Annotated in this window: 15 protein-coding genes and 8 tRNA genes; 7 read left to right on the top strand and 16 right to left on the bottom strand. The window is 48.8% G+C overall.

Annotation, left to right across the window (positions count from 1 at the left end; all coding sequences use genetic code 11):
* Nucleotides 1–8: 8 nt before the first annotated feature.
* The gene (locus tag H579_RS0111340; protein ID WP_028300776.1) at nt 9–1,919 is read left to right on the top strand and encodes an HD domain-containing phosphohydrolase; all 1,911 of its coding nucleotides are present in this window, start codon (nt 9–11) and stop codon (nt 1,917–1,919) included.
* A gap of 424 nt (nt 1,920–2,343) precedes the next feature.
* On the opposite strand, the gene H579_RS0111330 is transcribed toward H579_RS0111340, so the two are convergent.
* The 4 genes from H579_RS0111330 to H579_RS0111315 all read right to left on the bottom strand — a co-directional run bounded on the left by H579_RS0111330 (nt 2,344) and on the right by H579_RS0111315 (nt 5,036).
* Nucleotides 2,344–2,419 (bottom strand) — tRNA-Glu (locus H579_RS0111330).
* A gap of 12 nt (nt 2,420–2,431) precedes the next feature.
* Nucleotides 2,432–2,507 (bottom strand) — tRNA-Ala (locus H579_RS0111325).
* A gap of 95 nt (nt 2,508–2,602) precedes the next feature.
* Nucleotides 2,603–4,087: a glutamate--tRNA ligase gene (gltX, locus tag H579_RS0111320; RefSeq protein WP_028300775.1), complete on the bottom strand. Its 1,485-nt coding sequence runs from the start codon at nt 4,085–4,087 to the stop codon at nt 2,603–2,605.
* A 142-nt stretch (nt 4,088–4,229) separates the two neighbouring features.
* A complete protein-coding gene (locus tag H579_RS0111315; RefSeq protein WP_028300774.1) occupies nt 4,230–5,036 on the bottom strand; it encodes a carbon-nitrogen hydrolase family protein in 807 nt (268 codons plus the stop codon).
* 152 nt (nt 5,037–5,188) lie between these two features.
* On the opposite strand from H579_RS0111315, the gene H579_RS0111310 reads away from it, so the two are divergent.
* From H579_RS0111310 to H579_RS0111290, 5 genes are all read left to right on the top strand, one after another.
* Nucleotides 5,189–5,941, top strand: a complete 753-nt coding sequence (locus tag H579_RS0111310) for a TetR/AcrR family transcriptional regulator (RefSeq protein WP_028300773.1) — start codon at nt 5,189–5,191, stop codon at nt 5,939–5,941.
* A 195-nt stretch (nt 5,942–6,136) separates the two neighbouring features.
* A complete protein-coding gene (locus H579_RS0111305; RefSeq protein ID WP_028300772.1) occupies nt 6,137–8,500 on the top strand; it encodes an efflux RND transporter permease subunit in 2,364 nt (787 codons plus the stop codon).
* The gene (locus H579_RS0111300) at nt 8,475–9,278 is read left to right on the top strand and encodes an outer membrane lipoprotein-sorting protein (protein WP_028300771.1); all 804 of its coding nucleotides are present in this window, start codon (nt 8,475–8,477) and stop codon (nt 9,276–9,278) included. Before H579_RS0111305 ends, H579_RS0111300 begins: the two co-directional genes overlap by 26 nt.
* Before the next feature lie 15 nt (nt 9,279–9,293).
* A complete protein-coding gene (locus H579_RS0111295; RefSeq protein ID WP_245583253.1) occupies nt 9,294–10,517 on the top strand; it encodes a hypothetical protein in 1,224 nt (407 codons plus the stop codon).
* Between the two features lie 427 nt (nt 10,518–10,944).
* Nucleotides 10,945–11,544: a hypothetical protein gene (locus H579_RS0111290; protein WP_028300769.1), complete on the top strand. Its 600-nt coding sequence runs from the start codon at nt 10,945–10,947 to the stop codon at nt 11,542–11,544.
* A gap of 146 nt (nt 11,545–11,690) precedes the next feature.
* On the opposite strand, the gene H579_RS0111285 is transcribed toward H579_RS0111290, so the two are convergent.
* From H579_RS0111285 to H579_RS0111275, 3 genes are read right to left on the bottom strand one after another with little or no spacing between them, the layout of a single operon-like run.
* Nucleotides 11,691–12,992: a sodium ion-translocating decarboxylase subunit beta gene (locus tag H579_RS0111285; protein WP_028300768.1), complete on the bottom strand. Its 1,302-nt coding sequence runs from the start codon at nt 12,990–12,992 to the stop codon at nt 11,691–11,693.
* Nucleotides 12,993–13,021: 29 nt separating this feature from the next.
* Nucleotides 13,022–14,794 (bottom strand): sodium-extruding oxaloacetate decarboxylase subunit alpha, encoded by a 1,773-nt coding sequence (gene oadA, locus H579_RS0111280; RefSeq protein ID WP_028300767.1) that lies wholly within the window; start codon nt 14,792–14,794, stop codon nt 13,022–13,024.
* Between the two features lie 57 nt (nt 14,795–14,851).
* On the bottom strand, nt 14,852–15,103 hold the full coding sequence (locus H579_RS0111275; protein WP_028300766.1) for an OadG family protein: 252 nt from the start codon (nt 15,101–15,103) through the stop codon (nt 14,852–14,854).
* Nucleotides 15,104–15,469: 366 nt separating this feature from the next.
* Here H579_RS0111275 and H579_RS25335 point away from each other — a divergent pair, with 366 nt between their 5' ends.
* Nucleotides 15,470–16,585 (top strand): tRNA dihydrouridine synthase, encoded by a 1,116-nt coding sequence (locus H579_RS25335; RefSeq protein WP_084624079.1) that lies wholly within the window; start codon nt 15,470–15,472, stop codon nt 16,583–16,585.
* Nucleotides 16,586–16,996: 411 nt separating this feature from the next.
* Here the strand turns inward: H579_RS25335 and H579_RS0111265 are convergent.
* From H579_RS0111265 to alaS, 9 genes are all read right to left on the bottom strand, one after another.
* Nucleotides 16,997–17,073, bottom strand: a tRNA-Arg gene (locus H579_RS0111265).
* 68 nt (nt 17,074–17,141) lie between these two features.
* A tRNA-Arg gene (locus H579_RS0111260) sits at nt 17,142–17,218 on the bottom strand.
* Between the two features lie 9 nt (nt 17,219–17,227).
* Nucleotides 17,228–17,320 (bottom strand) — tRNA-Ser (locus tag H579_RS0111255).
* A 50-nt stretch (nt 17,321–17,370) separates the two neighbouring features.
* Nucleotides 17,371–17,447: transfer RNA gene (locus H579_RS0111250), tRNA-Arg, on the bottom strand.
* 128 nt (nt 17,448–17,575) lie between these two features.
* Nucleotides 17,576–17,652, bottom strand: a tRNA-Arg gene (locus tag H579_RS0111245).
* Between the two features lie 9 nt (nt 17,653–17,661).
* Nucleotides 17,662–17,754: transfer RNA gene (locus H579_RS0111240), tRNA-Ser, on the bottom strand.
* Between the two features lie 78 nt (nt 17,755–17,832).
* Complete coding sequence (gene csrA / locus H579_RS0111235) at nt 17,833–18,024, bottom strand: carbon storage regulator CsrA (RefSeq protein WP_028300765.1); 192 nt, start codon at nt 18,022–18,024, stop codon at nt 17,833–17,835.
* Between the two features lie 255 nt (nt 18,025–18,279).
* Nucleotides 18,280–19,509: an aspartate kinase gene (locus H579_RS0111230; protein ID WP_028300764.1), complete on the bottom strand. Its 1,230-nt coding sequence runs from the start codon at nt 19,507–19,509 to the stop codon at nt 18,280–18,282.
* A gap of 122 nt (nt 19,510–19,631) precedes the next feature.
* Nucleotides 19,632–22,256, bottom strand: a complete 2,625-nt coding sequence (gene alaS, locus H579_RS0111225) for an alanine--tRNA ligase (protein WP_028300763.1) — start codon at nt 22,254–22,256, stop codon at nt 19,632–19,634.
* Nucleotides 22,257–22,485 lie beyond the last annotated feature (229 nt).

Genomic DNA, 22,485 nt, shown 5'->3' with positions numbered 1-22,485 from the left:
TTGGCACCTTGGCAACCGATACGCCCAACAGACAACAGGAGACTCAGCAGCAACCACAAGGGCAGCTCTTGACCAAACCTGAAAGCATCTACGGGCTATTAAACCGCCTTAGAGAACACCATATTCCTGTCAAACTGCAGTTCAGCACGGTCGAAGGCAGCTACTCAACCATAATCCTTAAGGTTGACCTGAAAGGCCGCTTCTTCATTATCGACCAGGTCACCCCAAACTGGGGTGACCGCCTAATGGCTAAAAGCAGCACCTTCTCCTTTGAAGCTTTTTATGACGGCTGCCGTATCTCATCAACAAAGATTCGCGCTGTAGGCAAAGGCGTACAAGACGGCCAGGCTATCTACAAGATACCCTTTCCTGACGAACTGGATTACTTCCAGCGCCGACAGTTTTATCGCGCGCAAATCCGTCGCGGCGTTGACGTTGAAGCAGTATTAACCTCTCCCCAACTGGAAGAGCCAGCAATTGGTGTACTAAAAGACATCTCCGCTCAAGGCTGCCAAATATGCCTGGAAGGTGATTACCAGGAAATCCTGGCCAACCAAGCTATTATTGAAAATTGCTTGATCACCTTCCCCAACCAACTAACGATCAACAGCAGCATCCAGATTCGGCACGTAGGCTATGATGAAAAACAGGATTGCTCCTACCTTGGCAGCCTGTTCGCTGCTCTCGACCCCATGGAAGAGCGCAAAATCTCTTATGCCGTAGCAGAGATCCAACGAGAAGTCGCACGACGCTCGAATGATGGCAGCTCACGCTATATATCTCCGCTTTATGAAGAAAAGCCTGCGGATGACGACGATAGCACCACTCCTTTCACAGACGGCGATAGCGAGAAACCAACATCTCGCAAAAAAGAAAACCGCAAGAAAGAAACCGCTGAGAAAGAGCAGGAAAAAGAGCTCACAGAAGCCGAACAAGCCATCAGGTCCGGTATCTCTGAGCTAAAACAGCAAAAAGAGAAAGCCAAACTACAGGAACTATTCAAAGAGTTCCGCATATACCACACTAATGCCATTGCAAGCGTGAAAGGACTGATGGCATTAATAAAGCAGAAACAAAAATTAAAGCTAGAGCCCGCTTACGAGATCTCGGAGAAACTGGCTGCAGCACTTGAAACAAACCCTTATGTCCTCCTGGCCCTCACCACACTAAGAGATCCTCAGGATTATCTGGCCCAGCACAGTGTAAGCTTTGGCATCCTACTCGCTCACTTTGCCCGCAGCATTGGCTATCAAGGCAATCTGGCCGATATTATTTACTCAGGCTTGCTGCATGATATTGGTAAGGCTACGCTGCCTAGCGCCATTCTCTTGAAGCCGGACAAACTAACTCCAATCGAGCCCAATAAATTACAACGCCATGTAGTCAGCACTCACAAAGCACTGACAGCAGCTTCAGATAGCCTACCCAAAGAAGTTCTTGGCGTTACCTTAGGCAATACCGAGCGCCTCGATGGCAGTGGCTACCCACGTCAACTTAAGTCAGACAAACTATCCGGCCTGGCAAGAATGGCAGCGATTGTTGATGCCTATGACGCTATGACCACAGATAGAAATTATGCTAAAGGCATGCTGCCCGCACTCGCTTTTAAGACACTAATGAACAGCGACAAACAGTTTGACCGAACACTGGTTCAACGCTTCATTAAATGCATAGGCCTACTTCCTGTCGGCTCCTTTGTCAGACTATCCAGCAACAAGCTATGCTTTGTGCTCACTCTCAACCCAGAGACCGCCAAACCCGCTCTTGTACGGGTCATCTACGATGCAGACAAAAAGCAGCTGATTCCACCTGATGATTTTGATCTGAGCGACCCAAGCGTTGAAAGAGAGATTGGCAGTATCGTGCGACCAGAAGACCCATCCCGATACTTTGTTAATCGCCTGCTAATGATGGACTAAACCCCACCCTCTTCCATCCTTTTTCAAATTCTCTCGCCTCAAATAAGAGCAAAAGCACTAATATGACCCACCCAATTTAACAACCAAGCCATAATAATAAGCCAGCACCACGCCTCTGAGTAAATGCAGCGAAAACCAGCAACTAATACCAAACCAGATAAATACCAAACCAGATAAGTTATTGTAGATCGGAAAAGCCGCAAGACGCTTTCCTGCAATCATCCTACACCGAAGAAAATGCCAGATGGCGCTTCATTTATCCAACCTGATCTGATATCAAAAATTTAGCGGAAATTATATAAAGGAGCACCCGTCAATACAGACAGACAACAAAGAAGGCAAGCCAACAGAATAGAAATGAGGAATTTCAGGCATAAAAAAACCGCTTTTAAGCGGCTAATTATTTGCTTTTTAGCAAAATAAATGGCGTCCCATAGGGGGTTCGAACCCCTGTTACCGCCGTGAAAGGGCGGTGTCCTAGGCCACTAGACGAATGGGACGCATGCTTGAGATGGTGGAGCCTAGCGGGATCGAACCGCTGACCTCAACACTGCCAGTGTTGCGCTCTCCCAGCTGAGCTAAGGCCCCTCTCAAGTACGGAGCAAATTTTATGGATTTGCTCCGCAGGTGTCAATCACTTTTTCACAATTAATTTTTATACTTAATTGCACAAAATCAATTGCTTAGCCATTCAGCTGAGCAAACTCTTTTTCCAGCTTCTTGGTTTGTTTCTTCGATACACCACCCAGCACATTGACTGCATGGCGCAGACGGGCACGAGTCAGATCAGGGCCGATAATCGCCATGGAATCCAGCACTGAAGAAGAGGTTGCAGAACCGGCAATGGCCACAAAAATAGGCTGTAAGAAATCCTTGATCTTCAGCTCAAAATGACCAGACAGCATCTTAATATCGGCAAAGATATTATCTTTGCTCCAGCTACGCTGTGCTTCCATCTGCCACAAAGTGAACTGCAGCAGCTTAACCAGCTGATCTTTCTCCAGCTTAATATGAGAGAAGCTCTCTTCATTAATTGGCAGCATACCGGAGAAGAAGAACCCCGCCAGCGGCGCGATGTCGCTAAAGGTTTCCACACGGCCTTTGATCTGAGGAATGATCTGACTCACATACTCTGGATTAAATGCCCATTTCATTACTTCCTGCATAAACTGATGATCACCCAGATCCTCACGAATATACAGACCATTCAGCCAGGACAGTTTCTCTACATCAAATACCGGACCACCCAGGGAAACACGCTGAATATCAAAGTTCTCGATCATCTGATCCAGAGAAAACTTCTCGCTCTCATCTGGCATGGACCAACCCATACGCCCCAGATAGTTGATTACCGCTTCCGGCAGGAAACCCATACGACGGTAGTAGTTGATCGACGTGGGGTTCTTGCGTTTGGACAACTTGGACTTATCCGGGTTACGCAGCAGTGGGAAGTGGCACAACACCGGCATATCCCAGCCGAAGTATTCGTACAGCAGCTTGTGCTTAGGCGCAGAGTTGATCCATTCCTCACCACGCAGCACATGAGTGATCTGCATCAGATGATCATCCACCACATTAGCCAGGTGATACGTCGGCATACCGTCTGCCTTCAGCAAAATCTGGCAGTCAATCTGCCCCCAGTCGATCTCAATCGTACCACGCAGCATGTCCTCAACCTGACAGACACCCTCTTCCGGCACACACATGCGGATCACATAAGGAGCACCGGCCGCTTCACGGGCTGCCACTTCTTCCGCAGGCAGCGCCAGATCACTTTGTTTCAGCGCAGTATGCTTACCCTCAGCTTTACGGGCTTCACGCAGCTCATCCAGCTCTTCACTGGTACGGTAACAACGGAACGCTTTGCCCTCTTTTTCCAGCTGGAAAGCGTAATCCGCATACATATGCTTACGCTCACTCTGGCGATAAGGACCAAAGTCACCGCCTACGTCTGGACCCTCATCCCAGTCCAGACCTAACCAACGTAGGGAGTTCAGAATCATCTGTTCTGATTCGTCCGTACTACGGGTCTGGTCGGTATCTTCAATACGCAGAATAAATTTACCGCCATGTTTACGGGCAAAAGCCAGGTTAAACAGTGCAATATAGGCGGTACCAACGTGCGGATCACCGGTTGGAGACGGTGCAATTCGAGTACGAACAGTCATGACTTACGTTCAGTCCTGTAAAAGTAGAAGGATCACTTAAAAAATCAGTGCAAGATTATACATAACCCAGCAAAGACAGTAATAGCCTAGATTCATTTCTAGCCTGCAAAGCAGCTAAGTTATAGCCTGCGATGCTCACGAGTTATAGCCTACGATGCAGCCAGGCGGGTAGCTGTTGGCGTACTTCCTCAAAATGCTTACGCGACAACTCTGCACTGATCACACCATTACCCGTCTCAATCTGCGCCATAATCTCCCCCCAAGGATCAATAATCATACTGTGTCCCCAGGTAGCACGACCATTTTCATGCTGACCGCCTTGTGCAGGAGCCAAGACATAACACTGATTCTCTACCGCGCGGGACTGCAATAATAATTGCCAATGGGCTTTACCCGTTGGCACGGTAAAAGCAGAAGGAATCACCAAAAGATCCACATTATCCAGCGCGCGGAATAGCTCTGGGAATCTCAGGTCATAACAGATCGCTAAACCCACTCGCCCCCATGGCGTATCAAAACAGATCGGTTGATGGCCCGCCTCGTGACTATCAGACTCTTTATACACTTCGTCGCCACGCTGAAAATCAAACAGGTGAATCTGATCGTAACGCGCAGCGCACTGGCCTTCAGGATCAAACACCAGGCAGGTATTGGTGACCTTATCTTCCTGCTTGCTCTTAAGCGGCATTGAGCCTGCCACCAGCCAGATATTGTGTTTAACCGCCAACTCAGACAACTTACTCTGAATCTCACCATCACCAAATACTTCAGCAATGGATAACTTAAAACCACCATCGTGATGCATCACTGGGAAATATTCTGGCAGCGCTACTAACTGCGCGCCTTCCGTCGCAGCCTGAGCAACACTTTTTTCTACCTGCGCAAGATTCAGTGCCACATCCTCACCCGAGACCATTTGTACCGCAGCCACCTTAAAGTCTGACAACATGACAGTTCCTCCTAACCATTTGATCAATCAGAGAAATTCCAGTATATCAGGTCAACTGATTAAAAGTTTAATGACGAATCGTCATAAAAGTAATTGACGCATCGTCACTTAAAAACTAATCTTCCGCTATAACAGGTTTCATTGGAGACATCATGACACCCAGGATCGCCAGCCCAGCCACTATTGAAGAGCGCGAAAATCATATTCTGCAAACGACAGCAGAGTTGATGGAAGAGATCGGCTACAGCGCACTGACTATCGACAAGGTTGTCGCTCGTGTTCCTTATTCAAAAGGCACTGTTTATAACCATTTTTCCAGTAAAGAAGACCTACTGGTGGGGCTGTGTATTTTAAAGCTTGGAGAATTAAAGAAGATGTTCTTCCGGGCTGCTAAGTTTAATGGCAGTAACAGAGAGCGCCTACTGGCGATGAATACCGCCTACTTTCTCTATGCCTTACTGTCTCCGGCACAAGCAATGGCTGTACTCTATGTTCGCACCTCAGATCTGCAGGCCAAGGCCAGTCATACCCGACTGGAAAAACTGTTTGATGCCGATACCGATATGATGGCAATTGCCATCCGAGTGGTCGAGGATGCGCTGGTATCTGGCGAGTTTAAACTGCCACATCATATGAACTTGCAGCAGGTGACCTTTGGCCTTTGGACCTCAGCATTTGGCAGTATAGCGCTGTTAAACAGTATGATTGAGTCTTGTCCTGTCTCCAGCGGTTTATTACTGGATCAGGAGTTTTTTAATACCGTCAACATTATGATGGATGGCTATGGTTTCAAACCGTTAAGTACTGAGCATGACACCAAAGCATCACTGAAACGCATTCTGTCAGACGTATTTGCACCGGAAGTGGCAGCCCTCGAACAGCGGGGTCGCACCTTGTGCATCTAGTTCAGGTGCCATATTAGAACAAGGCAACTCAGGTTGCCTTTTATATTCTTCTAATATGACGATTCGTCATTTAAAAGAGCAGGTTACGGCGACAGCCATAAAGAAATAGCAAAACGACCATCAATAAATCAACTGATTACGGAAGATTGAAGTAATTTCCCTTTTCTCAATATTCAGACACAAGAGGATTGAATCATGTCTGAGCGGCTTTTTAACTTTGTGTTAAAGCGCCCTCTGATCGCCTTACTTATCGGAATAGCTCTGATAGTCACGGCAGCAGCAGGGGCACAAAAACTGGTCTTTAAAAGTGATTATCGGGTGTTTTTCGGACCGGAAAACCCTCAATTACAAGCCTTTGAAGCCATGCAGAAGGTCTATACAAAAAGCGATAACGTCGCGTTTGTTATAGCACCCGATAATAAAACCATCTTCTCCCAGGAACACCTGGAAGCGATTCAGAAGATCACTGAAGCCTCCTGGCAGGTACCTTACTCCACACGAGTGGATTCGATCACCAATTACCAGTACAGCCATGCGGAAGAGGATGACCTGATTGTTGAAGATCTGGTCTACGAACCTCGCTCACTGGATCAGAACCAGCTGGATGAAGCCAAAGCCATTGCTATTGGAGATCCTCTGATCGAAAAACGTTTGATCTCATCGAAAGGGCATGTGGCCGTGGTCAATGTCACACTGCAGCTACCGGGCATCAACCCTGTAGAGGAAATACCAGCCGTTGCCAATAAAGTGCGTGAGATTCGTGCTCAGGTTGAGCAGGAATATCCAGGCCTGGATATTATGCTATCTGGCGTCGCGATGATGAACACCAGCTTTGCAGAAGCGACGCTTGAAGATAATGCGACACTGGTACCTGCGATGTTTCTGGTGGTAGTCGTCACCATCGGCCTGATGCTACGCACCATTACCGGCACCTTTGCAACAGTTGTAGTGGTCATCTCCAGTATCGTAGCGACCATGGGGCTGGCAGGCTGGATGGGCTTTTATCTGACAGGCCCTTCCGCCTCAGCGCCCACCATTATCCTGACCCTGGCTGTCGCGGACTGCATTCATATTCTTACCACTATGTTCTACGAGATGCGTCATGGCGTGAAGAAAAAGCAGGCCATGCTGGACAGCCTGCGTATCAACCTGAAGCCTATCTTCCTGACCAGTGCTACCACTGCCATTGGCTTCCTTGCCATGAACTTCTCAGACTCACCGCCATTCCGCGATCTGGGTAATATGGTGGCGATGGGGGTCATGCTGGCCTTTGCTTTCTCTGTCACCATCTTCCCTGCTCTGTTGATGCTACTTCCTCTGCGAGTGAAGCAAAAAGAGGAAGGTGATAAAGATATGATGCTAGGCTTAAGTGCCTTTGTGATTAAAAACCGCCGCGTACTCTTACCGGCTATGACAGTGGTTCTGATTGCCATCAGCATCTTTGTGCCTAAAAATGAGCTCAACGACGACTTTGTAAAATACTTTGATGAAAGCGTCGAATTCCGTCAGGCCACCGATTTTATGCAGGATAATCTGTCCGGTTTGACAACGATCGAACTGTCGATTGATAGCGGAGTGACAAGTGGCATCAATAATCCCGCCTTTCTCCAGGTAGTCGAAGATTTCAGTAACTGGATGCGTGAACAACCGGAAACGGACCATGTGAATACCATTACCGATATCATCAAACGCTTGAATAAAAATATGCACGGTGATGATCCTTCGTGGTACAAACTGCCAGATAACCAGGAGTTGGCTGCTCAGTATCTGCTGCTATATGAGATGTCTTTGCCTTACGGCCTGGATCTGAACAATCAGCTTAATGTTGATAAATCCTCTACCCGGGTTGTGGTCACACTGAAGAACCAGACCACGAATGAGCAACTGGCCATTGAGCAGCGGATTATCGAGTGGTTTAGCCAAAACGCGCCTCAATACACGGCAACACTGGCCAGTCCAACATTGATGTTTGCTCACATAGGCCAACGCAATATTATCAGCATGATCTCAGGTACGGTTATCGCATTACTGCTGATATCACTGGTACTGGGGTTTGCACTGCGTTCGGTGCGTTTTGGTCTGCTGAGCCTGTTACCAAATATCCTACCTGCAACAGTAGCCTTTGGCATCTGGGGATTATCCGTTGGCCAAATTGGTTTAGGCCTATCCATTGTTGCCAGTATGACATTGGGTATCGTCGTCGATGATACAGTGCACTTCTTAAGCAAATACCTGCACGCTCGTCGTAATAAAGGTGCAGATAGTCATGGCGCCGTTCAATACGCCTTCGGCAGTGTAGGTCGTGCACTGTGGGTGACGACCTTTGTTCTGGTGTGCGGCTTTATGATACTGGCCCAATCCACATTCAAAGTGAATGCCGAAATGGGCTTAATGACGGCTATCACCATTTTGATCGCACTGATTGTAGACTTCCTGTTCCTGCCGCCTCTACTGATGAAGCTGGATACAAACAATAGCGTACAAGATTCGAAAATCTCTCAACAAGATTCAGATAATGATAAAGGAGTAGCCCATGGCTCTGAACAACCTGCCGCATAAACTGGCACTGACAGGATTAAGCCTCTGTGTCACGCTAAGCCCTCTGGCTTTAGCACAAAGCGTTGAGGATAAAGGCCGTAGTATCATGGAAGAGTACGAACGTCGTGACACCGGTTGGCAGGATATGCAGGCCGAGATGCAGATGATTCTGCGCAACGCTCAGGGCCAGGAGAGTATTCGGGAGATTCGTATGAAATCCCTGGAGCAGGAGAATGATGGCGATAAAAGCCTGACCATCTTTGATGAACCCAGAGATGTTAAGGGAACCGCTTTCCTGAGCTTCTCCCATATTAATAAGCCGGATGATCAATGGCTGTACCTGCCTGCACTCGGTCGTGTAAAGCGTATCTCGTCACGCAACAAATCCGGTCCTTTTATGGGCTCCGAGTTCTCCTATGAGGATATGGGTTCCTTTGAGATCGATAAATACACCTACAAGTATCTGACCGAAGAAGCCTGCGGCAAACTAACCTGCTATGTCGTAGAAAGCTATCCGGTAGAAAAGACCTCCGGCTATACCCGTCGCATCAGCTGGGTTGATACCACGGAATACCGTATGCAGAAACTGGATTTCTACGACCGTAAAAACGAACGACTGAAAACCCTGAACTTTACCGGTTATCAACAGTATGTCGGTCAATACTGGCGCGCTGATAAGATGGAAATGCAGAACCATCAAAATGGCAAAAGCACCGTACTGGCGTGGAAAGACTACCGCTTTAAGCAGGGTCTGGATGAACGTGACTTTAACAAAAACGCGTTAAAACGCGCCCGTTAATCAGGAGCACTTACCATGAAGCAAGCCATCACTGCAGCAAAAATGCAGAGATCCAAGCCTGCTTATTGGTTGGCCGGAGCACTGATGAGTGCTCTGGCCGGTTCTGCTCAGGCAGAACTGGAGTTCAGCGGTAAGATCGACCTGGAAGCCCGGGTCTTTACCGAGGATGCCAGCCGAAATAATCAGGAAGATACTAACGCCTCCGTACTGATCGAACCCCAATGGGTTTGGTTTAGTGAAGATCAGCAGCATCTGCTGCAATTTAAGCCCATGCTACGTATTGATCAGAACGATGATGAGCGCACCCATGGTGATATTCGCGAAGCCTACTGGATATACACTCAAGACAATTGGGAGGTACGCTCAGGTCTGCGCAAAGAGTTCTGGGGCGTGACCGAATTCCAACACCTGGTCGATGTGATCAATCAAACCGATCTGGTGGAAAACATCAGTGGCGAGGAAAAACTGGGTCAACCCATGATCAACCTTTCCATCGCAATGGATTCGGGTATCTGGGACTTCTACCTGCTACCTGGCTTCAGGGAACGTACCTTCGCCAGTACTGATGGCCGCCCTAGCCTGCCCTTGAATATCAGCGATGATGCCCAGTATGAAAGCAGTGCAAAACAGTTGCATACGGATCTGGCGATTCGCTGGAGCCAAAGTTACGATTGGCTGGATCTGACACTCTCCGCCTTCCACGGCACCAATCGTGAACCTTTGCTACAGGCCAGCCTTGAGAATGGCACACCGGTACTTGTGCCCTATTATGAGCAGATGACTCAAGTTGGAGCGACGGCCCAGGCTATCTGGTTGGATTGGTTATTTAAACTGGAGATGATTCATAGGGACAGCAAGAGTGAAAGCTTTGCCGCTCTTCATACCGGCTTTGAGTATACCCTGTATGGCATCATGGATACCGATACAGATTTAGGTTTAATCGTTGAGTATGGTTGGGATGAGCGGGGCAAAGATGCCTCATCGACAATGCAAAACGACCTTTTTGGTGGTCTGCGCTTTGCGCTTAATGATGAGGAAGGCACCGAGATTCTTGCAGGTTTGGGAAGAGATATGGATTATGATGGCCATATCTTCAGTATTGAAGCCAGTCGCCGCCTGAACAACTGGTGGAAGCTAAGTGGTGAAGCGCGCATTATTGATGCTTCAGACAGCCGTGATCCAATGCACAGCCTGCGCAATGATGACTACCTTCAAGTTACAATTAGCCGATATTTCTGATATGCCAGCGAGTTAACAGCAAACTTATACCATTCCCGATAAGTTTCTTAATATCAGAGTAGGTTGGATAAGCGAAGCGCCATCCGACACTGGCTCTGATTATTGTCGGAAGGCGCCCTGCGGCTTTTCCGACCTACAACAACTTATCTGGTTTGGTATTATAGCTAACCCAAAAGAGGACTCTAAACCTTCCTGGGTTAGCCCCCTTCCTCAAAGCAAGCTGCAGTCCCCACCCTTGTTACCTTAGCGAACTTCCAATTATCTCTGTGGTCTATTTGGCAACAGTGCTTTTTTTCATCTATGTTTAAGAGATAGTAAGCCGTAACCTGATAAGGTCTGACCATTATCAACTCGGCACATCCGCTCTTTAGCGTAACGTATCTCTCAGCAAAGGCCTCTAATATCGTTTATTGAGAGGAGAGAAGCTATGGTAGCCGCAGTCACCAATTTTACTGCTACTAATTTTACTGTTACTAGTAGTACCGTTCCTGTTTATAGCAGTATTGCAGCCCAATCCGTTGCCTCCCCGAAAGCGCAGCCCTCCTCCAGTGTGCATACTGGAAATACTCCAAGTGTTCTAAACTCTATTGAACAGACCAATCGAGCACAAATACAAAAAGTTCAAACGCGAGAAAATAGAGAGGCAGCTCAAGCAGCGAGAGAACAACAAGAAGATCAGGCTCAACCGCAGCAAACTGAGATCAAACTACCGGAAGCAAAAAACGGTCTTGTGTTGAGCGATACTTATCGAATTGTGGGTAGCGCTCCAGATTTTCAGGTACATTCAACGGGGAACAGTGTTTATCTCACTCATTCCAGCGGTTACATTATCAGTATTGCGACTGGGCAAGATCGTGAAAAAATACAATTTAATGACAGTAGCTCAAAAGTTCAGCAAGTAATGAAGCTTGGCTCAGAAGCCCTACCTAGACCAACAGATAATATCCCCAACAATGGCTACACCAGATCAGGAAACCTAGATCAGTTGGTCGTGCCTACCGGCTTGCTACAGAACATACAGGCATAATCATATCAACTAGGGTGCCTCTGCTTTCTTTCAAGCATATGGGGTTACTGCTTTCGCCGAGTAAACAATGAAAAACCCCATGGCACTGCCATGGGGTTTTCGTATCGCGCTTATGAAAAGCGCAGATCAAACCAGAGATCAGGCTGTTAGCCGCCCAGGTATTTGATCATCACACCGGCTGCTACCGCAGAACCGATTACACCTGCAACGTTCGGGCCCATAGCGTGCATGAGCAGGAAGTTGTGTGGGTTGTATTCCAGGCCCAGCTTGTTGGATACACGTGCCGCCATAGGTACAGCGGATACACCTGCAGAACCAATCAGAGGGTTGACTGGAGTTTCAGTCACACGGTTCATCAGCTTAGCCATCAGAACACCACACGCAGTACCGATACCGAAGGCTACGATACCCAGTGCCAGAATACCCAGGGTTTCTAATGCCAGGAACTTGTCCGCCATCAGCTTGGAACCTACTGACAGGCCCAGGAAGATAGTGGTGATGTTGATCAGAGCATTCTGTGCAGTATCGCTCAGACGCTCAACTACGCCACACTCTTTCATCAGGTTACCGAAGCAGAACATACCCAGCAGAGGTGCCGCGTCAGGCAGCAATAGAGCTACCAGTACCAGCAGTACCAGAGGGAAGATGATCTTCTCTGCTTTAGATACGGTACGCAGCTGAACCATCTCAATCTTACGCTCTTCTGGAGTCGTCAGCGCACGCATAATAGGTGGCTGAATCAGAGGCACCAGAGCCATGTAAGAGTAAGACGCTACCGCGATTGCACCCAGCAGTTCAGGGGCCAGCAGACTCGCTACGTAAATAGACGTAGGGCCGTCTGCACCACCGATGATACCGATAGCTGCCGCTTGCTGTACGGAGAAATCCATAATGCCCAAGGCAGACAGACCAACTGCGCCCAGTACGGTAGCAAAGATACCGAACTGCGCTGCTGCACCCAGGAACAGAGTCTTAGGGTTAGCCAGCAGAGGACCAAAGTCAGTCATCGCACCTACACCCATAAAGATAACCAGAGGTGCAATACCACTGGCGATCGCTACAGAGTAGAAACTATACAGCATACCATTGGAGTAACCTGCATCCTGCGCCGCCAGCTGAGCAGCAGCGTAAGTGCTAGGCTGTGCTTCGTGTACCAGATGCAACAGTGTTTCTTTATCCGCAGCTTCAGCACCCAGCACCTGCGCCATAGACGCCAGTACATCCGGGTTAGCCATATAAATAGCTTGCTCCGCAGCAGACAGGGCTAAACCGGCTTCAGGAATGTTGGCCAGCAGACCACCAAAACCGATTGGAACCAGTAGCAGTGGTTCGAAGTTCTTTACGATTGCCAGATACAGCAGCCCCAGACAGATGAGAATCATCGTCAACTGCCCAAAGCCCATGTTGTAAAGACCCGAGCCCTGCCATAAGCTCAAAAGTTGTTCCATTTAAATCAACCTCGTTTCAAAAGCAGGACTTACAGAGTCAGCAGAGTGTCGCCCACGGCAACCGCATCGCCTTCACGTACGTTTACAGTACCTACAGTACCGGAACGTGCTGCACGAACTTCAGTTTCCATCTTCATCGCTTCTAGGATGATTACTACGTCACCTTCCTGTACAGCCTGGCCTGGGTTAACCATAACCTTAAAGATGTTACCTGCCAGAGGCGCAGTTACAGGCTCACCCGTACCAGCTGGTGCAGCTGCTGGCGCCGCCGCTGGAGCTGCGGCAGGTTGAACATTAGAAATATCGCCGCCTTCAGTTACCTGAACTACGTAGTTCTGGCCGTTAACGGTGATAGTGTAAACTTCAGGACCAGTATTCTTGCTCACAGCTTTAGTACCTTCTTCTTCGGTTGGAACAGGTTCGAATGCATCAGGGTTGCCACGGTTTTCCAGGAATTTCAAACCGATTTGCGGGAACAGGGCATAAGTCAGAACGTCGTCAATGGACTCAGAAGCCAGGTTGAAACCCTTCTCTTTTGCCAGATCGTTCAGCTCAGCAGTCAGTTTATCCACTTCGGCTTCCAGCAGATCTGCCGGACGACAGGTGATTGGCTCAGCACCATTCAGTACTTTAGCCTGCAGCTCTGCATTGTAAGCAGAAGGCGCTGCACCGTATTCACCTTTCAGGATACCCTGAGTTTCTTTGGAGATGCTCTTATAACGCTCACCGGTCAGTACGTTCAGTACTGCCTGAGTACCGACAATCTGAGAGGTTGGCGTTACCAGAGGAATATGACCCAGATCTTCACGCACACGCGGGATCTCAGCCAGAACCTCATCGAACTTGTCTCCGGCACCCTGTTCACGCAGCTGGCTTTCCATATTGGTCAGCATGCCGCCAGGTACCTGTGCCACAAGAATACGGGAGTCAGTACCACGCAGGGCACCTTCAAACTTCGCGTATTTCTTACGCACTTTACGGAAGTAAGCCGCAATTTCTTCCAGCAGCAGCAGATCGATACCGGTGTCGCGGTCAGTGCCTTGCAGGGCAGCAACAACGGATTCAGTCGCTGTGTGACCATAGGTCATGGACATGGAAGAGATCGCTGTATCAACACGGTCAATACCGGCTTCTACCGCTTTCAGGATGGTCATATCGGACAGACCAGAAGTCGCATGCGCATGCAGCTGAACTTCCAGATCTGTTTCCGCTTTCAGGCGAGATACCAGTTCATAAGCATCGTATGGCGTCATAATACCCGCCATATCTTTGATCGCGATAGAGTCTGCACCCATATCTTCGATCTGCTTAGCCAGGCTAACCCAGGCTTCCTGGTTATGAACCGGACTTGTAGTGTAAGACAGCGTACCTTGCGCGTGTTTACCTACTTTCTTAACGGCTTCGAGTGCACGCTGCAGGTTACGCGGATCGTTCATCGCATCAAAAACACGGAACACATCCACACCGTTAGTCGCAGCACGCTCAACAAACTTATCAACCACATCGTCAGCATAATGACGGTAGCCCAGCAGGTTCTGGCCACGCAGCAGCATTTGATGACGGGTATTAGGCATCGCTTTTTTCAGTTCGCGAATGCGGTCCCACGGATCTTCGCCCAGGTAGCGAATACAGGAGTCAAACGTTGCTCCTCCCCAGGATTCTAATGACCAGAAACCGACTTGATCCAGCTTCTCAGCAATAGGAAGCATGTCATCAAGACGCAGGCGGGTCGCAAACAGGGGCTGATGAGCGTCACGCAGGACGACATCAGTAATGCCTAGTGGTTTTTTGGACTCGGTCATGGGTATTGGCCTTTTCCATTAATTATGAGTTTTTATTGGCTAAAAAAGCGTCTGCTCTTATTTGCCCGCTCGAAATTTATGAACTGCGGCGGTCATTACCGCGATCAGCTCATCATTATTGCCAGCAGCAGGTGCGCTTGCAGGAGCCGGTTTGTTCGTTGTTTCTGCCGGAGCCTGTTTAACAAAACGAGTCACTATATTGGACATAGCGCCCGTTGCGTAAACCAGCAACGTCAGGAATACAAAAACAAACCCCATACCGAACAGCATCAGGCTGATGCCTTCGGAAATCAGCTCAGAAGGTTGCATTAAGCCATTCCTCGTTTAGTTCTTGGATGGGTCAGACTTTGACTAGGAGTCTGCCACCTATTTTTTTTGCCTCTTGCAGCGTGCCCCTGAAATCTGTGCTCTCGCCCAATACACAGACACAAGGGCGCAGCTAATTTACCTTGATTTTTTGTGCCAAGCAATAAAATCCCGGAAACTGTAGACAATTAACAGGACTCAAGGGTCAATTTCGCTAAAAACCGAACACAAACAACAGCTAAAAGTCACTTCTTTCACACTGAAAGATTCCTTTATCGTACAAACGTTATATCATTGCCACGTCGAAACAGAGCTTGACCTTTATCAATATCTGTCTTCCCTTAGACCTTTGATCAACAGCGACTCATCATGCCCAAGCCGTTAATCCCCCTTTCATCTACTGAGCAAAACAGTAGCAACCCAGCGATCAACCCAAATCATGCCCTGCCCCAAAAAGCAGCAGGCATCACAGCAGAAGATCGCATCGCACTGGCACCTATGGAGGGGGTTGTGGATTACCACGTCCGCCAGCTGCTGAGTGAAATCGGCGGACTGAGTTTCTGTGTCACCGAATTCCTGCGCATTACAAACCAGATACAACCGGCCAAAGCTTTTAAAAAGACCTGCCCGGAACTGCTACATGATTGCCGAACCGTCAGTCAGGTGCCCGTTCATTTACAGCTGTTAGGCAATAATGTCGAATTACTGGCCCGCCATGCTTCCAAAGCCGCCATGCTAGGCGCTGAGGTCGTGGACCTTAATTTTGGCTGCCCAGCCAAAACCGTCAATCGTCACAAAGGAGGAGCTGTACTCCTCCAAGACCCCGAGGAAATTCATCAAATAGTATCATCTACGGCAAAAGCACTTGAGGGGAGCGGTGCCCGTCTGACAGCAAAAATGCGTCTGGGCTATGAAGATAAAAACCTGGCCTTTGAAAATCTGGCAGCGATTCAGGATGGCGGCGCAACAGAATTAACGGTACACGCCCGAACCAAGGTAGAAGGCTATAAGCCACCTGCACACTGGCATTGGATTGCCAAGCTAAAAGAGAAGGCCCATATCCCGCTAATTGCAAATGGCGATATATGGAGTATTGAGGATTATCACAACTGCCGCGAAGTCAGCAACTGTAAAGACGTCATGATTGGTCGCGGTCTAATCGCAGATCCTTACCTGGCCTATCGGATTCGACATGATATTCATGAGCGACCTACCCCCGCTGATCTAGCTGCTGTCATTTTGCACTATTTATGGCAAATACAGAGCCACTGCCCCGAGAAATACCTGATATCGAGAGGCAAACAGTGGCTGACGATGATGAAAAAGCAAGATCCGCGTATGGAGGTACTGTTTGAGCAAGCCAAAACCTGTATTAAAGCCGAGCCTATGCTGGAACTGATCGCGGCTTCAGCGCAACAGGAAAGGTTATTTGCTGACAGATTACCGGAAGACTTTAATCAAAGATTAAATAGCTACAATCTGTAACCAGATGCAGAGCGCGGCTTGCTCAGAACGATAGATAATACCATTCACGATAAGTTTCTTGATATCAGGGTAGGCCGGATAAGCGAAGCGCCATCCTACATTGACTCCGATACCGGATAATTGTCGGAAGGCGCCTTGCGGCTTTTCCGACCTACAACAACTTATCTGGACTGGCATAACCATAAAGAGTTATCAACAACCCCTTACCGCTCTATTTGCTCGAAAGGCCTGTGGATAAAACAAACAGGCCTCTTTTAAAACAATATAAAGAAAAGTCTACTGATTAGATAAGAAGATATAGCAGTACCTGAACAATAAATAGAGAAGCAGAAATAAAAAAACCGAAGCCTTTGCTTCGGTTTTTTTGATCTCTTGTTCTTAGATAAGTCGATAATCCAAGAAGAGAATAGATGGCCCGCTCGGGAGGATTCGAACCTCCGACCGCCTGGTTCGTAGCCAGGTACTCTATCCAGCTGAGCTACGAGCGGGCAAAACTTGCCTGGACTTAAAAGTCCTTTGCCCTGATAAACCAGAGCTGATTCTTCACATCAAAAAATGGCCCGCTCGGGAGGATTCGAACCTCCGACCGCCTGGTTCGTAGCCAGGTACTCTATCCAGCTGAGCTACGAGCGGGTGATGATGTGGCGGAGAAGGAGGGATTCGAACCCTCGATAGAGCTACAAACTCTATACTCCCTTAGCAGGGGAGCGCCTTCAGCCTCTCGGCCACCTCTCCACAACAAAACAAGAAAAAAACCAGAGTCGTTCACTCTGGTTTTTTAAGAATGGCCCGCTCGGGAGGATTCGAACCTCCGACCGCCTGGTTCGTAGCCAGGTACTCTATCCAGCTGAGCTACGAGCGGGCAAAACTTTAAAATTCTACGAAGTTATTCGTACAGTGCAATGCCTAGCTATCTAAAAATAGCTTATAACTATCTCTAGTTACAGACACCAAAACCACATCTTCATTCTAAATACTAATGTTTTAAAATGGCCCGCTCGGGAGGATTCGAACCTCCGACCGCCTGGTTCGTAGCCAGGTACTCTATCCAGCTGAGCTACGAGCGGGTGATGATGTGGCGGAGAAGGAGGGATTCGAACCCTCGATAGAGCTACAAACTCTATACTCCCTTAGCAGGGGAGCGCCTTCAGCCTCTCGGCCACCTCTCCGAAACACGGCGCAAACTATACCACAGTTTTTCGGCTTGTCTATCTTTTTTTATATTTTTTTAGTTATTTTTTCGTAACTTAGGAATCGCTCTGGTCAGAACCCTCTTTCTCACGCTGAATGCGCTGATAGATCTCTTCACGGTGAACCGCTACTTCTTTTGGTGCATTTACACCGATACGTACCTGATTACCTTTAACGCCCAGTACAGTTACAGTAACCTCGTCACCAATCATCAGGGTTTCACCAACACGGCGGGTTAAAATCAACATGGTTGAATCTCCTTATCTCCTCGGGGACTGATGCTCTTGTGGAGCATACAGCAGATCAGATGGATGTAGAGGCCATCTTTTAAATTGAGCGCATATTATGCGGCAAATACCGTTTCACTCAACTATTTCCTGTAATAAACCCTTCATCAAAAACTATTCTGCCGAAAAGTTTCTTACAGAATATATGCTCCAGATAAAAAAAAACAGGGTCTTCTTTATTAAAGTAGACCCTGTTTAAAACTTCAAAAGCAGATTTTAATCTTCTTCTTTATCCAACCCGAATGCGGTATGCAGAGCACGTACAGCCAGCTCCATAAATTTCTCATCAATCACAACAGAAATTTTAATCTCTGAGGTAGAAACCATACGGATATTGATACCTTCATCTGACAGCACTTTAAACATCTTACTGGCTACACCTGCATGGGAGCGCATACCCACACCGACCAGAGATACTTTACAGATTTCGTTATCACCAGCGATTTCACCGGCACCCAGCTCTGACACAACACCTTCCAGAACCGCTTGGGCTTTTTTGTAATCACCACGGGCTACAGTAAAGGTAAAGTCGGTGGTTTTGCCATCGGGTGCCACGTTCTGAACAATCATGTCCACTTCAATGTTGGCATCACCCACAGGGCCCAGAATTCTGGAAGCCACACCCGGCATATCCGGTGCATTCAATACAGTCAGTTTAGCTTCGTTCGCCGTAAAGGCGATACCAGAGATCAGCGGTTCTTCCATTGCATCGACTTCCTCAGCAACAATCAGAGTACCCGGGCCATCCTCAAAACTGGACAGCACGCGAAGTGGGACATTATATTTGCCAGCAAATTCTACAGAACGAATCTGCAGAACCTTGGAGCCCAGGCTGGCCAGCTCCAGCATCTCTTCAACAGTCACGGTTTCCAGACGTTTTGCTTTTGAGCAGACACGCGGATCGGTCGTATATACACCGTCAACGTCGGTAAAGATCTGACACTCGTCTGCTTTCAGTGCTGCCGCCAGCGCTACACCTGTGGTGTCGGAACCACCACGACCCAGCGTGGTAATATTGCCGTGCTCATCCACCCCCTGGAAGCCTGCCACCACAACCACACGACCTTCACTCAGATCCTTGTGGATTTTGTCGTTATCAATCTTCTTAATCCGGGCTTTGGTATGTGAGCTATCGGTCACAATACTCACCTGAGAACCGGTGTAAGACACCGCCGGACAATCCATATGGTTCAGCGCCATCGACAGCAGAGCAATAGTCACCTGCTCACCGGTGGACACCAGCATATCCATCTCACGGGGTGTCGGTTCCTCGTGAATCTCATGTGCCAGTCCGATCAGACGATTGGTTTCACCGCTCATAGCTGAGACCACAACCACTACGTCGTGCCCTTCGTTACGGTAACCTTTTACCTTTTCGGCAACAGCTTTGATACGTTCGATGGAGCCTACGGAGGTACCACCAAACTTCTGAACGTAAAGAGCCATCGTTACGTTTTCCCTTTTCGGGTTGGTCAAAAAGCCCGGCATATAGCCGGGCCCCTGTAGGATACTGTTAACAAAGTATTATTTAGCTAACAGATCTTAGTCCTGCTCTCAGAAGTCTGACATTAAGCCAGCTTTTCCTCAACCCAGGCCTGAACGGATTCCAGTGCGCCTGGCAATGCCGCAGGGTTATTACCGCCCGCTTGCGCCATATCCGGGCGACCACCACCTTTACCGCCAATTTGTGTCGCAACGTGATTAACCAGCTCACCCGCTTTCACTTTGCCAGTCAGGTCTTTACTGACACCCGCGATCAGAGCAACCTTGTCGCCATTCACAGCAGCCAGCACCAGAGCACAGCTGCCCAGCTTGTTTTTCAGCTGATCCATCATATCACGCAGAGACTTGCCATCTGCGCCTTCAACGTTCACCGCCAGTACCTTAGCACCAGCAATCTCAACCGCCTGAGAGGCCAGATCAGAGCCCGCCGCACTGGCCAGTTTAGCCTTCAGTTGCTCCAGCTCTTTCTCCAGTGCACGACTGCGATCCAGACTCGCCGTCAGACGCTCAACCAGTTGCTCCGGTTTAGACTTCAGCAGACCCGCCGCTTCGCTCAGCTGGGCTTCACGGCTCTGGGTGTAAGCAATCGCTTCAGCACCGGATACCGCTTCGACACGACGCACACCAGATGCGATACCGCCTTCCGATACAATACGCACCAGACCGATATCACCGGTACGCTTGGCGTGAGTACCACCACACAGCTCAACGGAGAACTCACCCATGCTCAGCACACGGACTTCACCAGTGTACTTCTCGCCAAACAGTGCCATGGCACCTTTAGCTTTTGCGGCATCCAGATCCATCAGCTCAGTGGTTACTTCCAGGTTCGCCTGGATCTGAGCGTTAACAATCTCTTCAACCTGCTTCAGCTGCTCCGGCGTGACCGCTTCAAAGTGGCTGAAGTCAAAACGCAGACGCTGGCTGTCACACAGAGAGCCTTTCTGCAGCACGTGATCGCCCAGCACCAGACGCAGAGCTTCATGTATCAGGTGAGTCGCCGAGTGGTTATGAGCAGTACGCAGACGCAGATCGGCTTCAACCGCTGCATTCACACTATCGCCTTTGCTGACAGAACCCTCTGCAACCAGACCATGATGAAGGAAAGCACCGCTGGCTTTTTGCGTATCACGTACATCAAAACGCGCGCCATCTTTAGTCAGGATACCGCAGTCACCTACCTGACCACCGGACTCACCGTAGAAAGGCGTCTGATCCAGTACGATCACACCCTCTTCACCGGCACTCAGTGTCTCGACTTCTTTACCGTCACGGAACAGAGCCACAACAGAGCCTGTACCTTCGGTACCATCGTAGCCGGTAAATACCGTTTCAGAATCCACTTTAATCAGCGCATTGTAGTCCATGCCAAAGCTGCTGCTGGAACGAGCACGCTCACGCTGGGCTTCCATCGCTACTTCAAAACCGGCTTCGTCCACTTCCAGATCACGCTCACGGGCGATATCTGCAGTCAGATCCATTGGGAAACCGTAGGTGTCGTACAGTTTAAAGACCACGTCACCCGGAATAACTTTACCGTCCAGATCAGCCAGATCCTGTTCCAGAATCTTCAGACCCTGCTCCAGAGTCTTAGCAAACTGCTCTTCTTCAGACTTCAGCAGACGTACAATCGTTTCCTGCTGAGCACGCAGCTCAGGGAAAGCCTCACCCATCTCGTCAGCCAGTGCGGATACCAGCTTGTGGAAGAACAGACCGGTGGCACCCAGCTTGTTACCATGACGGCAAGCACGGCGGATAATACGACGCAGTACGTAACCACGGCCTTCGTTGGAAGGAATTACGCCGTCGGCAATCAGGAAGCTACAAGAACGAATGTGATCCGCGATCACTTTCAGTGATGGATTGCCATCGTTGACACAACCTACCGCATCCGCTACTGCTTTCAGTAGGTTCTGGAACAGATCGATATCGTAGTTACCGTGAACGCCCTGCATTACTGCACTGATACGCTCCAGGCCCATACCCGTATCCACAGACGGCGCAGGCAGAGGCTGCATCTCACCATCAGCAGTACGGTTGAACTGCATAAATACCACGTTCCAGATTTCGATATAGCGGTCGCCATCTTCTTCCGGCGTACCTGGCAGGCCACCTTCAATGTCAGGGCCGTGATCGTAAAAAATCTCAGTACAAGGACCACAAGGACCGGTATCACCCATCGCCCAGAAGTTATCCGATGCGTATGGTGCACCCTTGTTATCACCGATACGAATCATGTGATTTTCAGGAACACCCACTTCTTTGGTCCAGATGTCATAGGCTTCATCATCCGACGCATATACGGTCACGTACAGCTTTTCGGTTGGCAGGCCCATATACTCTTTAGAGGTCAGGAATTCCCATGCGAAGTTAATCGCATCCTGTTTGAAATAATCACCAAAGCTGAAGTTACCCAGCATTTCAAAGAAGGTATGGTGACGGGCGGTATAACCCACATTTTCCAGGTCGTTGTGTTTACCACCGGCACGCACACACTTCTGCGAGGTCGTGGCACGGGTGTAATCCCGCTTTTCCATACCCAGGAAACAATCTTTAAACTGGTTCATACCTGCGTTGGTAAACAGCAGAGTAGGATCATCAGCGGGTACCAGTGAACTACTGGCTTCAATTTTGTGGCCTTTCGATTCAAAGAACTTTAAAAAGGCTTGGCGAATATCTGCACTTTTCATACAACAGGTCCGTAGGGAATACACGATCTAAGCCTGGAGACAGGCATCACTTCTGCCCAGAAAAGAGCCAGAGAGCGGCCTGATGCTGTACTCAGCCCCAGGAGTAAAAGGCAAATATTATAAGACCTGCAGACAGGAAGGGTAGTATTACTTTGATTGAGAACCGATTTTTCTCGTCAGATCAGTAACGTTAGACGTTAATAGACAACCAGACCCAGCAGATTATTGA

Source organism: Oceanospirillum beijerinckii DSM 7166 (assembly GCF_000422425.1).
Taxonomy (GTDB): domain Bacteria; phylum Pseudomonadota; class Gammaproteobacteria; order Pseudomonadales; family Halomonadaceae; genus Oceanospirillum; species Oceanospirillum beijerinckii.
This window is presented reverse-complemented; position numbering and strand designations above follow the sequence as displayed.

Bases quoted from the DNA above. Each gene is read 5' to 3' on its own strand.
- H579_RS0111310 (WP_028300773.1), top strand. From the start codon at position 5,189: ATGACACCCAGGATCGCCAGCCCAGCCACTATTGAAGAGCGCGAAAAT.
- H579_RS25335 (WP_084624079.1), top strand. From the start codon at position 15,470: ATGCCCAAGCCGTTAATCCCCCTTTCATCTACTGAGCAAAACAGTAGC.
- H579_RS0111300 (WP_028300771.1), top strand. From the start codon at position 8,475: ATGGCTCTGAACAACCTGCCGCATAAACTGGCACTGACAGGATTAAGC.
- H579_RS0111230 (WP_028300764.1), bottom strand. From the start codon at position 19,509: ATGGCTCTTTACGTTCAGAAGTTTGGTGGTACCTCCGTAGGCTCCATC.
- alaS (WP_028300763.1), bottom strand. From the start codon at position 22,256: ATGAAAAGTGCAGATATTCGCCAAGCCTTTTTAAAGTTCTTTGAATCG.
- H579_RS0111315 (WP_028300774.1), bottom strand. From the start codon at position 5,036: ATGTTGTCAGACTTTAAGGTGGCTGCGGTACAAATGGTCTCGGGTGAG.
- H579_RS0111285 (WP_028300768.1), bottom strand. From the start codon at position 12,992: ATGGAACAACTTTTGAGCTTATGGCAGGGCTCGGGTCTTTACAACATG.
- csrA (WP_028300765.1), bottom strand. From the start codon at position 18,024: ATGTTGATTTTAACCCGCCGTGTTGGTGAAACCCTGATGATTGGTGAC.
- H579_RS0111295 (WP_245583253.1), top strand. From the start codon at position 9,294: ATGAAGCAAGCCATCACTGCAGCAAAAATGCAGAGATCCAAGCCTGCT.
- H579_RS0111275 (WP_028300766.1), bottom strand. From the start codon at position 15,103: ATGCAACCTTCTGAGCTGATTTCCGAAGGCATCAGCCTGATGCTGTTC.
- gltX (WP_028300775.1), bottom strand. From the start codon at position 4,087: ATGACTGTTCGTACTCGAATTGCACCGTCTCCAACCGGTGATCCGCAC.
- oadA (WP_028300767.1), bottom strand. From the start codon at position 14,794: ATGACCGAGTCCAAAAAACCACTAGGCATTACTGATGTCGTCCTGCGT.
- H579_RS0111290 (WP_028300769.1), top strand. From the start codon at position 10,945: ATGGTAGCCGCAGTCACCAATTTTACTGCTACTAATTTTACTGTTACT.
- H579_RS0111305 (WP_028300772.1), top strand. From the start codon at position 6,137: ATGTCTGAGCGGCTTTTTAACTTTGTGTTAAAGCGCCCTCTGATCGCC.